5 protein-coding genes and 9 pseudogenes are annotated in these 14460 nt (G+C 59.5%); 9 read left to right on the top strand and 5 right to left on the bottom strand.

From position 1 onward, the window contains the following. The first annotated feature begins 234 nt into the window (after nt 1–234). A complete protein-coding gene (locus GWG65_RS38140; RefSeq protein ID WP_275200536.1) occupies nt 235–1281 on the top strand; it encodes an extracellular solute-binding protein in 1047 nt (348 codons plus the stop codon). 106 nt (nt 1282–1387) lie between these two features. Here GWG65_RS38140 and GWG65_RS38135 read toward each other — a convergent pair. Then, nucleotides 1388–1666: pseudogene (locus GWG65_RS38135) on the bottom strand (IS630 family transposase); the annotation flags it as partial. 139 nt (nt 1667–1805) lie between these two features. Between GWG65_RS38135 and GWG65_RS38130 the strand changes: the two are divergent. Further along, on the top strand, nt 1806–2243 hold the full coding sequence (locus GWG65_RS38130) for a hypothetical protein (RefSeq protein WP_275200535.1): 438 nt from the start codon (nt 1806–1808) through the stop codon (nt 2241–2243). Here GWG65_RS38130 and GWG65_RS38125 read toward each other — a convergent pair. Beyond that, nucleotides 2244–2405: pseudogene (locus tag GWG65_RS38125) on the bottom strand (transposase domain-containing protein); the annotation flags it as partial. A gap of 99 nt (nt 2406–2504) precedes the next feature. After that, nucleotides 2505–3106, bottom strand: a pseudogene (locus GWG65_RS38120) (transposase); the annotation flags it as partial. 189 nt (nt 3107–3295) lie between these two features. Between GWG65_RS38120 and GWG65_RS38115 the strand changes: the two are divergent. The 5 genes and pseudogenes from GWG65_RS38115 to GWG65_RS38095 form a co-directional block, all read left to right on the top strand. Next, nucleotides 3296–4331: pseudogene (locus tag GWG65_RS38115) on the top strand (IS110 family transposase). A 314-nt stretch (nt 4332–4645) separates the two neighbouring features. Then, entirely contained in the window at nt 4646–6274 is a 1629-nt protein-coding gene (locus tag GWG65_RS38110; RefSeq protein ID WP_275200534.1) for a class I adenylate-forming enzyme family protein, read from the top strand. A 314-nt stretch (nt 6275–6588) separates the two neighbouring features. Further along, the gene (locus tag GWG65_RS38105) at nt 6589–7473 is read left to right on the top strand and encodes a 3-keto-5-aminohexanoate cleavage protein (protein WP_275200533.1); all 885 of its coding nucleotides are present in this window, start codon (nt 6589–6591) and stop codon (nt 7471–7473) included. Between the two features lie 98 nt (nt 7474–7571). Further along, a pseudogene (locus GWG65_RS38100) lies at nt 7572–8327 on the top strand (TauD/TfdA family dioxygenase); the annotation flags it as partial. 616 nt (nt 8328–8943) lie between these two features. Next, nucleotides 8944–9223 (top strand): annotated as a pseudogene (locus GWG65_RS38095) (transposase); the annotation flags it as partial. Nucleotides 9224–9225: 2 nt separating this feature from the next. Here GWG65_RS38095 and GWG65_RS38090 read toward each other — a convergent pair. Then, a pseudogene (locus GWG65_RS38090) lies at nt 9226–10552 on the bottom strand (IS110 family transposase). 228 nt (nt 10553–10780) lie between these two features. On the opposite strand from GWG65_RS38090, the pseudogene GWG65_RS38085 reads away from it, so the two are divergent. Together GWG65_RS38085 and GWG65_RS38080 are read left to right on the top strand one after the other, a co-directional pair. Then, a pseudogene (locus GWG65_RS38085) lies at nt 10781–11492 on the top strand (IS3 family transposase); the annotation flags it as partial. A 516-nt stretch (nt 11493–12008) separates the two neighbouring features. Beyond that, nucleotides 12009–12465, top strand: a pseudogene (locus GWG65_RS38080) (reverse transcriptase domain-containing protein); the annotation flags it as partial. Nucleotides 12466–12493: 28 nt separating this feature from the next. Here the strand turns inward: GWG65_RS38080 and GWG65_RS38075 are convergent. Beyond that, nucleotides 12494–14323 (bottom strand): recombinase family protein, encoded by a 1830-nt coding sequence (locus GWG65_RS38075; RefSeq protein ID WP_275200531.1) that lies wholly within the window; start codon nt 14321–14323, stop codon nt 12494–12496. Between the last annotated feature and the right edge of the window lie 137 nt (nt 14324–14460).

Here is a 14460-nt window from a genome sequence, read left to right as displayed (position 1 = left end):
TCAGGGTCGCGCTAGGCACCGCAGTGCGTGCGGTGGCCGATCATTCTTGGGTTGACGATTTGCTGGTTTCTCAGTCCGATCTTTGTCTGTGCGATTTGCCTTATCGTTGGCGCATGGACGATCCGCCAATAGAGGTGACGGCCAAGATCTTCAATCACGACCGCGAGCATCTGGCCTTCGCCGTTCTACCGTTCTGTCGGAATCGTCACTCGGAGGAGCGAAGGAGACCCGGAAATGAAAAGGCGAACATTTTTGAAGGTCGCAACTGCGGCTGGCGCTCTGACGTTGCCATACGTCCACGCTCAGTCGAGGAAATTCGCCGGCATTACTTTGCGTATAAACGGATTTGGCGGCGCGTTTGACGAATGCCTTATGAAGGGTGTAGCGGCTCCGCTTGAGGATAAATACGGTCTTAAAGTTCAATTCATCGCCGGCTCTCAAGCGGCGGATTTCGTGAAACTAGTCGCGAACAAGGACAATCCACCATACGACATGTTTATGGCCGATAGTGCCGGTATGGTTGAGCTCCTTAAGGCCGGTCTTATCGAACATATCAAGGAATCAGATGTTCCAAATATCAAGCGGCTCCTTCCAGGGCTCCACGAATACGGGGACTATGGTATACCATTCAGTGTTGCCTCAATCGTTCCAGTATACAATTCGAAATACATCAAGCAGCCGCTGACGTCCTACTCCGATATAGCCCGGCCTGATCTAGCGGGTCGTGCGGTTATTCCGGCGCCGACATCCGATGCCTACAGCCTATTTCTGCTTGGCTTGTCCGAGGAAAATGGCGGCTCGATTTCCGACATGGAGCCAGCGTACAAGGTGCTGGCCGCCGCGAAGCCGAATATCGTCGCGATCGCGCAGACCTCCGTCTCCGAGTCGCAGATGTTCCAAAGCGAAGAGGTCTATGCCGGCATTTTCGCAGATGGTCGCGCCTACGAGTTACGTAGCAAAGGCGTACCGATAGAGACCGTTGCCCCCCGTCAAGGCGTTTACTCGATCACGAGCTACATCAACATCGTCAAGGGTGTGCGGTATCTCGAAGCCGCACACGCGTTTGCTGAGCAGTTGCTCTCCGATGATGGTATGCTCGGAATCCCTAAGGCGTTTCGGTATGGCGTAACGACCGATGTCAAGTTACCGGAAGACATTCGCAAAGACCTCCTGTTCAATTCGCCCGAGCGAAACGCCATGAAGAGGAAAATTGATTGGAGAATGTTTATTGCGGGCCGTGGAGATCGCATCGAGCGGGTCAATAAAATAATTCGTAGCTAGTCTCCTGAATCTAAAGTTCGCCACTTACACCACGAGATCGTTCGGCATACAACCCCGCCTCTCTTAGGCCTTTATATCTGCAAGACGAGGGATCGCGAAGTTCGTGCTAGTACGTCGTCACAGAGGTTTTGAGTCTTTTTGCTCGGGCGAATTTGGCAGCTGGTTTGTGGTAGGCGCGTTTGGCGCGGGCTTTTTGGGTTGTGAACATCCATTTGATGCGGGCACACTCGGCATTGCTCCGCTTCTGCCAGGCCGCGGTTTCGATGGCGAGCCGGGCGTAGCTGTCGACGCGTTGGTCGAGGCGTTGGCCGGCCATGACGCCTATCTCGATCTCCACCATGTTGAGCCAACAGGCGTGCTTCGGGACGTAGTGGAACTCCGAACGTGAGCGTCATCGGAGGATCACCGTGCCCGGTCTTGACTTGAGCGCGGAATGCTCTGGATTGCGCTGTCGGGATGATTGACGCTGCCGTTGCACGGTGATGGGGTGATCGCAGGTTGGAGCCGGGCAACGGGGCATCAGAATGACCAGCGAGTCGCAGCTGCGCGAGAAGCTTCGGAAGATCGAGGCGTTGTTCGTGGGTGCCGGAACTGCTGGTGAGCGCCTTGCGGCGGAAGCCGCGCTGCGGCGGGTGCGTGCCCGGGTCGAGGAACTCGCTTGCCACGATCCACCGATCGAACAGCAATTCTCACTTCCCGACCAATGGTCCCGGCACCTGTTTTTGGCGCTCTGTCGTCGCTGCGGGCTGCGGCCGTTTCGTTATCACCGCCAGCGACGCAACACGGTGATGATCCGCGCGTCACGGGGCTTCGTCGACAAAGTGCTGCTGCCGGAGTTCACCGAGCTGGAGAGTGCGCTGCAAGTCTATCTGCAAGAGGTGACGCTGCGCGTGATCCGCGAGGAGATCTATGACGACACCAGCGATGCGCAGGAGGTTCCCGATGCCCTGCCGTCGAACTGATCAGGCGGCGAGCTTTGCCTCCGAACCATCGCGCTCGGCCTTCCAATTCCACGGCAACAGCATGTGCAGCTGATTGATCTTGGTACGTCCAGAGACGATGCGCTCGAGAACATCGGTCAGATAGTGCCGCGGATCGATGTCTTGCAGCTTTGCCGAGTTGATGCCGCCAACGCCTACGACGATGCCTGGTCGGCATCGAGGCCTGCGCCACCGCTCACCACTGGACTGGGCGCGCGAGATTCGGCGGTTTGGACTTGGCGCCATCGGCGCCGTCATCCGTGCCCCGGTCCCGATCGCCCGCTTGCGGCCGCCTCGGCGACACCGCGAGCCTCTAGAACCGGAACAATTTCTTGTGGTTGATCAGATAACCCTCCCGATTGAGCAGAACATGCCAGGCGCCGGTAGCCGAAGCGACGGCGCACCTCGGCGATCGCTCTCATGCTTTGGCGCAAGGCGGCATCATCCGCCCGGCTCGTCTGATATCTGATGGTCGTGCGGCAACAGCCGATGGCTTTACACGCCCGCCGTTCGCTCATCTCGTGGGCATCCATGAGATGCGCGACAGCTTTCCGCTTGGCCGCGGGCGTCACCACCTCTTTCCCAACAGGTCCTTCAGCGCCGCGTTGTCCAGCATGGCGTCCGCCAACAGCCGCTTCCCGCGTATTCTCGTCCTCCAGCGCCTTCAGCCGCTTGGCTTCCGAGACCTCCATCCCGCCGAACTTGGCTTTCCATTTGTAAATGCTGGCGTCGCTGACGCCGTGCTTGCGGCACAGATCGGCCACCGGAACCCCGGCCTCCTGCTCCTTCAAGATCCCGATGATCTGCTCGTCGGAAAAGCGGCTGCGCTTTGCAGGCGGCGAAATTCTCTGCGGCACGCCGTCCGGTGACCTTCACCTTGCGCCAGGGCCGGCCCACAGTAAGACCGTATGTCCGCCTCTGCCGATGAGGTGGCTCGCCCTACACTGCGCGTCCGAGGCTTGCTCGGGCGGTCCGAGCCGATCCTCATCACAGGAGGACGAGCCGTGGCAGATTATAGGTAAGCATTTGTCGGAATCGACGTCGCGAGGCTGGCCATCGCAGTTGCGGAAACAGGTCGACGTGTCGGCGACCAGCATGTGCCGGTGATTGAACGGATCGCCAGACGATTTGATCGCGTGCATTTCTGTTACGAAGCCGGTCCGACGGGCTATGGCCATTATCGCCTGATCCGATCGCTCGGCCTCGAATGCACCGTGGTTGCGCCATCGCTGATCCCGAGGAAGCCGGGCGATCGCGTGAAGAAGAACCGCCGGGACGCTGTTTCTCTCGCCCGGCTGCTGCGCGCCGGCGAGTTAATGGCGGTATGGGTTCCCGATGAAAGCCACGGAGCGATCTGAGATTTCGTCCGCGCCCGAGCGGCCGCGGTTGAGACGCTGCGGGTCCACCGCCAACAGGTGAGTGCCTTCATGCTTAAGCACGGACGCACCTATCCTCGCAAGAAGGGTTGGACGATGCGCTATCTGCGCTGGCTTCAAGAACAGCGGTTCGATTACCCTGCGCATCAGATCGCGCTCCACGAAATGGTGGAAGCGGTTCGCATCGCCAGGGAGCGGATCGAACGTCTGGAGCGCACGATCGAAGAGTTCGTTCCGGCCTGGTCTCTGGAGCCGCTCGTACGGGCGCTGCAGACATTGCGAGGGATCGATCTGTTTGTCGCGATAACATTCGCCACAGAGGTTGGTGACGTGAGCCGTTTTGAAAGCCCACGTCAACTCATGGGCTCTCTCGGCTTGGTGGCGAGCGATCGACCGAAAGACTGTGAGGCGTGGTGGCATCATCAAAGCCGGTAACGGCCGTGTCCGCCACATGCTGGTCGAGAGCGCCTGGACCTATCGACACCCGCCCAAGATCGGAAAGCGCAAGCTATATCGGCTCGAGTAGGCTGCGCCGATGGTGCAGGAGATCGCATGGAAGGCGTAGAGCCGCCTGACGGCTCGCTACCGGAAGCTCGCCGCACACGGCAAGCGAACGAAGGTGGTCTGCACTGCAATCGCCCGTGAACTGGTCGGCTTCATGTGGGCGGTCGTCAGGCAAGTGCACGCAGCCTGATCAAGTACCCATTCTGGTCGCGTATGGGCGGAGGCGTGACCGCCTTCTTGTCGATCCCCCGCTGCCGATCCCAACGCGCTCTGCCATGCTCTAATGCTGATACGTGCCGCTTTCGTCAAATTGCCAATGCAATATTCCTCACCAGAATAGGTAGTGTCTCGATCTTTGCTAAGGATGTATCACCGCCATCGGGCGCACTGATGATCGGCATCTGATCGAACAGTCCAATGGATGGGCTGCGTCCGTTGGAAGACTTGTCTGAGACCACCTAAACCCCAAGGTTTTCGATAATGCCCCCTACAAAATCAGTACACATGCAGTTGGAAGAACGAGTCGCAGACGCGTTGCGTAAAAACGAGGCGCTGGAGGCGTCATATAAGACCATCACGATCGGACAACTCGTTTCAATGCGGGCGAATACGCACGGCTCAACTGTTGCACTGGACGTCTTCGAGCGCGGTGAGCGCGCTACGTACTCGGAGATGGACAGATTGTCCAACAAATATGCGCATGCGCTACGTACATTCGGGGTACGCAAAGGCGATCGCATGGGGGTGATGCTGCCCAATTGCATCGAATTCCCGCTGCTGTGGTTCGCTATGGCGAAGCTAGGTGCGGTGATGGTCCCGATCAACATGCGCTACACGCAAAGGGAGATTGAATACGTTCTCAGCGATACACAGGCCAAATTCGCCATCGTCGACAAGTCCGCATGGTCAGTGTTCTCGGCGATGGAGCCTTGGCCGCAAGAGCTCGCCAAGGAGCGTCTGCTCCTCATTGGACAGCCTTCCTACGCGACAGGCACTACTCTCGATGAATTGCTCAAGGGCGTCGACGACGCCCTGGTGGAGGAGGATATTCGTCCCGACGACCTGTTGAACATTCAATATACCTCCGGGACAACCGGCTTTCCGAAGGGCTGCATGTTGACTCACGACTACTGGAGCGTGTTCTCTTATCAACACACGTCTTGTGACGCGCAGCCGTACCAGAGGTATCTGTCTGCACAGCCTTTTTTCTATGTCGATCCGCCACTGCATCTTCTTAAGTCGTATCGACAGGGCGGCACGCTCTACCTGGCTTCGCAACTCAGCTCGAAGCGCTTCATCGGTTGGCTCAAGGAGCACCGCATCGAATGGTGCCAGGTGCCCGAACTGATAGCTCGTCAGGCCGAGGCCGCCGACGCAAACGGGGCCACATGCCTGAAGCACACACTGAATTGGGGTTGGAGTGCTGATACGGTGCGCCAATTCCGGAAGCGATTTCGAGTGCGCACCGAGGAAGCGTACGGGATGACGGAAATCGGCTTCGGCACGCGAATGATGAACCACTTCGACGAGTTGGCCGAATCGGGCTCGGCTGGGATTCGCGCACCTTTTCGGACACTGCAGCTGATGAACGAGGATGGCAGCCCCACGCGGATTGGCGAGATCGGGGAACTGTGGGTGAGGGGGCGCGGGATCTTCAGGGGCTATTGGAACAAACCGGAAGCAAATGCCGCCTCGTTCGATGGCGACTGGTTCAAGACCGGTGATCTAATGCGTCGCAATGAGCTCGGCTTCCATTGGCTGGTGGGGCGCACGAAGGACATGATCCGCCGCTCGAGCGAAAACATCGCCGCACGCGAGATAGAGGCGGTCATCCGCGGGATTCGCGAGATTGCGGACGTAGCCGCCGTGCCCGTTCGCGATATAAAGCGCGGCGAGGAAGTCAAGATTCACGTCGAATTGAGGGAAGGCGTCACGCCGGACGATCGGACCGTGGAGAGAATTCTTAAGCATGCTCGTGAGCACCTTGCTGCGTTCAAGGTGCCGCGGTACATCGCCTTCACTCCGGCCCTTCCTAGAGCGAACACCAGCAATAAGGTACTCAAACGTGAGCTGATGGCCGTGACTGATCCGCTCGCCGGTGCGTACGATACGAAGGAGAGGCGCTGGCGCTGATGCCGATCTTTCGTCCCACTTTGCGCACGCGCAATTGCCACTTCGATTACTTCAAGCGATTAAAGGGCCGCCATGACCACCGCTGGCGGTCTCGCCAGCCGAGATCATTGCCTTCGCTGATCCCTCGTGGTCGGCGTCCACTGACCGGAATCGCAACCGCACTCGATGACGCGCAGGGAGTGCCAGCAGCGTCCTCGTGACAAAACAGTCTGGCATTCGCACGCGTTTATTTTCCCTTGGTAATCGCAAGGCGAACGTCACTCGTCCACCGTCGGTTAGGAGTGGCCCTCGCTCCCTTAACATAGGAGGTCCTGATGTCCAACAAAGTCATCGTCACTTGCGCGGTCTCCGGTGGGGGGTCTGCCGTGCTTGCAAAGCACCCAAACCTTCCCAAGACGCCGTCGCAAATTGCGGACGCAGCGCTGGAGGCTGCGAAAGCTGGGGCTGCGGTCGTCCACATCCACGTCCGCGATCCAGACACCGGACGTCCTTCGAACCGCTTCGAGCTCTACGAACAAGTAGTCAAGAGACTCCGGGACGCATCCACTGATGTTATCATTAACTTGACCAGCGGAATGGACGGCGAACTGGTGCTCGATTCCGTGGATCCGATAAGGATCGGCACGGCAACGACGCTTAAGAATCCTACGGGGCGATGTCTGCACGCCCTCAAACTTCAACCGGAGCTTAGTAGCTTGGATTGCGGTACGATGGCATTCGGGGACCGGATTTTTGTTGCCCGCATGTCGGATCTACGAGAGCTCGCGAAGCTCATGCGAGACGCCGGCGTCAAGCCTGAGCTTGAGTGCTTCGATCTAAGCCACGTTGAAACTGCCAAGGAGCTCATATCGCAAGGCTCAATTGCTGCTCCTCCCCTTTTCCAATTCTGCTTCGGCACGGGCTATGGCGCTCCCGCTGTTCTGCTTGCTCTGCAGGCGATGCGAGAGCTTCTTCCCTTAGGGGCCGTCTGGGGTGGATTTGGCTGCGGCGCCGACGAAATGCCCGTGGCGGCACAATTGGTGGCAATGGGCGGGCATGTCCGGGTAGGATTGGAAGACAACATCTATCTTCGACGTGGCGTGCTGGCATCCAACGCCGAGCTCGTCGACAACGCGGTTGGGATCATTGAGCGCATGGGCGCCAGCGTCGCCACACCGGCCGAGGCGCGGGCAATTTTCGGCGTTACAAAACGCGGATGACCAATATCAGGCCAGCATGGGATTTCGCCATGGTAAGTATCCCATGGCAAAGCCGGGGCTTTAAGATTTGGGCCGCTCAAAGCGGCGATGGGGCGCTCTTCCGCGATCGGGGTCATCTCGACGACGCCGAGCAGGAGCGTTTTGCCCTCCGTTTTGGAAACCTTGTGCCGCATCCAACGATCGGTGCTAGCAAGGGAACGGCTTCGATCATCGACGTTGATTCCGTCCGCCCCGCTAGCCGGGTCGATCTGTGGCACAGCGATGGGACTTTCGTCGACGCCTATCCCAAGATTACGGTGCTGCGAGGTGTTGTGATCCCACCATCGGGCGGTGATACGGTCTGGTCAAACACCGCTGCGGCTTATCTTGACCTGCCGTTGCCTCTGCAACGGCTTGCCGACGAGCTCTGGGCTGTTCACACCAACGACTACGGCGTAAGGACCTCTGGCGAGGCCGACAAGAAGTATTACGACGAGATCTTCACTAGAACGATCTATGAGACCGAGCATCCCGTCGTGCGGGTCCACCCGGAGACTGGCGAGCGCACGCTGGTGCTCGGCTATTACGTGCAGCGTTTTGTTGGGATACCAAAATATGACGGCCAGAAGCTGTTGGATCTATTCCAGTCTCATATCACCGCGCCCGAAAACACCGTGCGCTGGAACTGGAAGGAGGGCGATCTCGCGATCTGGGACAATCGCGCCACACAACATTATGCGGTCAATGACTACGGCGACGCCCGTCGCATCGTTCGTCGCGCCACCATCGATGGCGACTTGCCCGTGAGCGTCGATCGCCGGTGCAGCGTAACGCGCATCAAGGCCACCAAGCAGCCGCCCGCCAACGTGACCTAGCTCATCCGTAAATCTGACTGGAGCGCGAGTAGCCAATTCCAGCTTGGCGGCGTGCGATCGTCAGAGCCCGTTGAGCGACGTCGACGGAGGCGGGATCGGCCGCGGCGACGTGATGGAAGAAAGTGGGCTCCCGGTACTAGCCGGGCGTTGCGCTTTGCCACTGAGTTGTTGCGCTTCTCCTCGAGCTCATCAAGAAAGGCGAGAACGAAGTCCCGATCGAGATCTTAGAGGGCAAACGCGGCCGGCGTCTTGCGCGAAATGCGGCCGAAGAGGACCGTCATGCGCAAAGGCTTCGCGATAGCTGGCCAAGGATCGCGGAGGTGCGCAGTTACGCTGCTCCATCGACCGCCAACCGAAGTACGACCGTAGGAGCGGCAAAGCAGGTGTTCGCTAATGCGGTGCCTCCGTCGACAAAGGCGCGTTCAGCCGCGATGGCGAGAAGATTCGACGAACCGGTGACGGTGGTAGGCCGCATCGCGGTAGCTGACATGGCCAATATATGGCGAGTAAACTCAACAGCGCTTTAACAGAGCCGGATCCGCAAATTTGAACAGGTCGATAAGTGGAGTTTCTGCCTGACGGTGGGCACGCTTGTGCCTGCGAATCGGGAGCGACGATGAGCAAACGAGCACGCCGGAACCACACACCGGCCTTCAAGGCGAAGGTGGCGCTTGCCGCCGTCAAGGGCGGACCGGACGATAGCTCAGCTTGCCGAGCAGTTCGAGTCCACCCCAATCAGATTGCGGCATGGAAGGCGCAGCTGGAGGTGGCGCTTCCGGAGTTTTTGGACCTGACAGCGCTGTGCCGGCCACGCCTGCGATCGATGTGAAGTCGCTGCACGCCAAGCGACAAACTTCGTTTGCGCTGAGATCGGTGAGCTGACGCTGGAGAACGATTCCTAAGAAACGGCAGCACCGACTTTCGGCTCCAAGGGCTGGAGAACAAAGCCGAATGCCTTGGCACGCCGATGCAAATTGTTGACGACTCGCGTCCGGTAACGCGTCTCGTAGGACGAGGCCCCGGGATCGACATAGTCCATTTCGTATCGCACAGCATTGTAGAACAGAACTGCGATCTTGCGGGCCGTGGCGAGCGCGGTGTCTGTACGACCCATGGTCACGGCAGCAAGGCGCAGAAGTGCCGCCGCCCGGCCGCCGGATCGGCGCGTTCGGGACGAGAGCATTTTGCCGCCGGAGACCTTGTTGCTCGGCGCCAGTCCCAGCCAGGAGGTAAAATGCTTTGCACTTGGCCACGAGGAGAGGTCGTCGCCGCATTCAGCGATCAGCTTCAGCGAGAGGTAAGGACCGAGGCCGTCGATCGTGGTGACGTCCTTTCCGAGAAACGCGAACAGCGCCTCGCGGACGTCGAAAGCTAGAGCGTTCGCCTGATCGGTTCGATTCCCACGCCGCGAGGCCCGCGGCGCTGATCCATGGTCATGACCGCGATGGATGCTCAGTTCCTTCAACACGGCTTCGATCCGGGCGTCGCAGGCAGATGCCTTCTCGTGGTAGGCGTCGTAAAGTGCAAGTGCCTGCTCGAGCGCAAACAGATGCTCGGCGCGATAGCTTCCGGTGAGCGCCTTCGCGATCGTCTCCGCGCTGGAGTGGCAACTGTAATGGCGCAAGCACGCCAGCGCCTCAGGATCGCGCTCGCCGGCAAGGATCGCGCGTATGATACGCAGGCCGGTCGCGCCGGTGATGTCGGCGACGACGTGGTGCAGCTGAAGATTCATCTCCGTCAAGGCCTTCTGCATATGCTGAATGTGTGAGGCCGCGTACTCCAGCAGACGCTCGCGCTGACGCACGTAGGCTCGCAGCTCGGAAATCTGCCCTTTGGGCCGAAAGCTGGCCCGCAGCAACCGAACGAATGGAGCCGCTGCAGCCATTGCGCATCGCTGACATCGGTCTTGCGCCCCGGCACGTGCTTGGCATCGCGCGCGTTGACAACAAACACGGTAAATCCCGGGCATCGAGAAGCTCGAAAATCGGAATCCTTTAGACGCTGGTCGATTCCATGACGGCGGTCTCGACGCCGCATTCAGTAAACCAGTCGACCAGCCGATGCAGATCGGCCGTGAAGGTACCGAAGCTGCGGACTGGCTCCGGTGCGTGATCTGCCCCCACGGCAGCCATGTGCATAGTCGCTCCGACGTCGATGGCAGCCGCGTTCGGGTGCACCATCGGCATCTTATCACCGTTCCTCGACTTCGATCTTTTGGGGTTCATCTCCAATCCTCCTGCTGACGCCGGCGGAACGGCTGGGCTGCACTATTGGTCAAATTCCTAAACGGGATCGCCGGATGGCGTCACCACTCTCAAGTGCGCAACAACCCATGCACCAGGGTTTTTAACGGGTTCACGTGCCACCAAAATCGTATCGGCCGCTCCCTTCCGGTCGGCAATCTAGCGCCGGCTCGTTTCTATCCCACAGGGGAAGCGCAGCGCCGCGCATAGTTTTTTAGAAGGCGCGCTCGCCAAGGCGGGATTGCTGAGCGCAAAGCGATGATCGACCGCGAGCATAATCTGTCGATCACCAGGCAGGCGGAAGTTTTGCAGATCAGTCGCGGCAGCGTTTATTACCTGCCGTCGCCGATCTCGCGATCATGCGGCGTCTCGACCGGCCGCATATCTGGAGTTTCCCTTCGCCGGTTCGCGCATGCTGAGAGGCCTGCTGGCTGCCGAGGGGTGCAAGATCGGCCGTCGGCATGTGAAGACGCTGATGCGGCGGATGGGGATAGAGGCGCTCTATCGCCGTCCGCGCACCACCAGGCCAGAGCCCGGCCACAAGATCCATCCATACCTGCTGCGCGGCATGGAGATCACGCGGCCGAACCAGGTCTGGGCGATGGACATTATCGACATCGCGACGGAGCGCGGCTTCGTCTATTTGGCGGTTATGCTCGACTGGTTCAGCCGCCGCGCGCCGTCGTGGCGGCTGTCGATCACCATGGAAGCCGCCTTCTGCGTCGAGACGCTGGAGGATGCCTTGGCTCGTCACGGCAAGCCGGACATCTTCAACACGGATCAGGGCGCGCAGTTCACCGGACAGGCTTTTACCGGCGTGCTCGCCGACAACGGCATCGCGATCAGCATGGACGGCAAGGGCGCATGGCGGGACAACGTGTTTGTCGAACGGCTCTGGCGCAGCATCAAATATGAAGAAGTGGTGTGCTGTGAACGTCACTGTTCGAAATATGAACGGTGGCGATGCTTTATCGGAGATGAGGGTAGGCCCCTCGAAGTCGGCTTGCAGGAGCAGGCTTCAAACCGCCACGAGCTGCATTGGTCAAGAGCCATTGTGGTGAACGTCGATGGAAAAGGCGGAGCAAGACTCCGTCAGGTGAGGTTCAAGGAGACGAACGGAAGTAAACCGCTGATGACGTGTCGAAACGTATCAAACGACGTCGAAACCGGGACCCAGACTTCTGTCCCGCGAATAAAGATTGAGGGGAACCTGTCTACTGCTCAATCGGCGTCCGGCATGGAGGCGGCGTGACCTTGATCCAGGCTTTGGAAAGGAACTCAGGAACCTGTCGTCCCGATGCCAAGGGAGAAGCTCAAGCGGATGGACTCCGCGAGGGCGAGAGTACCGATGCGGGACACAGGGGCGGAGTCGCTCGTAGTAGGAATGAAGGCTCTGTAACGGAGCTGGACCGAAGGGGTGACGTCGCCCGGCTTTATTATGTTGGCAACCCGCAAGGGGAGGACCAGCGTGGATAAAGCAAGACCGTTTAATATTTCCAAGCGCGAAGTATGGTTGGCTTATAAGCGAGCGAGGGAAAACCGCGGGGCGGCTGGCGTCGACGATCAAACGGTCGCGGAGTTCGAGAAGGATTTGAGTAACAACCTTTATCGGCTCTGGAATCGAATGTCGTCGGGCAGCTACATGCCGCCACCGGTTCGTCGAGTTGACATACCGAAAGGGGACGGACGGGGAACGAGATCGTTAGGTATCCCGACCGTTTCTGACAGAATCGCCCAAATGGTAGTCAAGCGATATCTTGAGCCCGTCCTGGAACCAGTGTTCCACGATGACTCCTTTGGATATCGTCCCGGTCGGTCGGCGCATGATGCGTTGGCTGCGGCACGGCAGAGATGCTGGCGCTTTGACTTGGGTGCTCGATCTCGACATCAAAGGCTTCTTGGATGTTGCGTCATACTACACCTTCAGTTTTTTTTGACAGGGTCGAAGAGGTCCGGAGCAACTGCAGGTACTTGAATTCGTATGCCTTTTGCCCGTCCGCGATAGACGTGAACGGCCTTAAGCTCGCCGCGCTTTACACGTTGCAAGATGGTTTGCCGCGAGACGCCGAGTAGATTCATGGCCTTGAACATCTTCACGTACCCTTCGGGCGCGCTCTCCACAAAGCGCGACCGCAACTCGTCATTGATACGGATGCGCCACGGCGCGCCAGGTGTGATCTGCTCTCCGGCAATGAAGCCATCGTTGAGGCAGCGATGCAAAGTAGAGGGTGCGATCCCGAGAGCGCGTGCTGCTTTCTCGATCGTCATGCACTCGCCGTCCTGCACTTGCTGTTTCGGCTGGAAGCACGGGATCTCCCAGTGCGTCCGCAGGCTCGACACACGATTTGCCGTAAACGACAGTCCTGTGGCCGTTGTACGGCCTTGGCGATTGAGGATGCCGGCGATCTTGGTGTCGGGATAATGTGCAGCCAGTCGCCGCAGCAGATCGATCGTATCGTCGGCGGTGCGGATCGGCGATGGATGCGAGTGCGGCAATGGGACATTAACTTCACTGAAGAGACCGCCGCGCCAACGCAACGTCAGGTGAGCGTTGTATTTATCGCGCTCGACTCTCAAGGTGACATCGTCGAGCAGCGTGCGGAGCAACTCCTTGCGATCGCGATCGCTCGTCGTGGGAGCGAACCAGATACGCTTGAGGTCTTTACCGAGTGCAAGGATCGCGTCGCGTTCTTCGTGCGTAAGCGAGCGCGGTCGGGCATGTTCGCGGTCCGAGAGTTCGGATTCGGCAGTCTTCAGTTCCAGCAGAGCGCTTTCCCATTCTGCTTCGAGTCCACGCGCGACGAGTCTATTCTCCGGGTCCACGGCGCGATAGCGTCGCTCGGCGCGCTGCGCGTTGTAGCGCGCACGCTCGACGTCGCGACGGAACTGCGCGAGAGTCGTCTCGTGATCGGCGTCGAATTGCTCGATCGCCTGGAGCGAGGCTTCCAGGCCTGCGGGCGCGAGAGCCGCAAGGAACGCTTCGGCGATAGCCGCATCGATCTGCACACCGCCGATGTTGAGGCAGTACTCGCCCCGGCCGTTGACGATGTTCTTGCCGGCGCAGTGATATCCGGGCGCCGAGAACCGGCCGCTGTAGTGTACGGCCAGGCGCCGACCGCAGTGTCCGCATACGGCGAGGCCTTGCAGGAGTGCTGCGCCTTCTCTCACGGCACCCCCGCTCTGGTGCGGTCGAGGACGGATGTTCTGCGCCAGGCGCTTCTGGTTCGCCTCGAAGGTATTCCAATCGATGTATCCGGCATGATGGTCACGAATGAACACCGGCCACTGCTCGCGGTCGCGTTGTCTGATGCGCTTTCGGATTCGACCGCCCGCATCGAGATAGCATGTCTGCTGGGTGCGGCCATACACATAAACGCCGGCATAGAACGGGTTGGTGAGGACCTGGTGGATCTTTGTGTAAGTGGGGGCGACCCAGCGGAGATCGACAAGGCTGTTGGAGTGCAGCGGAAAGCGCAGGCCTTGCGAGCGGAACCACAGCCACACGCGTCGTGCCGAGCCGAATTCGGCAAAGCGGTCGAAGACAGCATGGATCGCGGCTTGCACCGACTCGTCAGGATGCAACAGCACCTCCCCGTCGGCGTCGCCCCGTACCAGACCCACCGGCAGCCCGCGGTGCAGTTCTCCGCGTGCGGCCTTGTTGCGGATGCCACCGAGCAGCCGCGCACGCAGCACATGCAGCTCTGCCTCTGACATCGTACCTTTGAGCCCGAGCACCAGGCGGTCATTGAACAAGCCCGGATGATACGACCACACAGCATGATGCCCCCATTCGGGAGCCATCTGATCAGTTGGAGCAGATTACCGTAACCGACCCAACCCATCCACTATACGGACGGCGCTTTGATTTGGTATCGGCCGGAAGCTCGCTC

It is taken from the genome of Bradyrhizobium sp. CSA207 (assembly GCF_029051685.1).
Lineage (GTDB): Bacteria > Pseudomonadota > Alphaproteobacteria > Rhizobiales > Xanthobacteraceae > Bradyrhizobium.
The sequence above is the reverse complement of the archived record's forward strand: the minus strand, read 5'-3'. Positions and strand labels throughout refer to the sequence as shown.

Excerpts from the sequence above, each read along its gene's own strand:
- GWG65_RS38140 (WP_275200536.1), top strand. The coding sequence starts at position 235 with ATGAAAAGGCGAACATTTTTGAAGGTCGCAACTGCGGCTGGCGCTCTG.
- GWG65_RS38130 (WP_275200535.1), top strand. The coding sequence starts at position 1,806 with ATGACCAGCGAGTCGCAGCTGCGCGAGAAGCTTCGGAAGATCGAGGCG.
- GWG65_RS38110 (WP_275200534.1), top strand. The coding sequence starts at position 4,646 with ATGCAGTTGGAAGAACGAGTCGCAGACGCGTTGCGTAAAAACGAGGCG.
- GWG65_RS38105 (WP_275200533.1), top strand. The coding sequence starts at position 6,589 with ATGTCCAACAAAGTCATCGTCACTTGCGCGGTCTCCGGTGGGGGGTCT.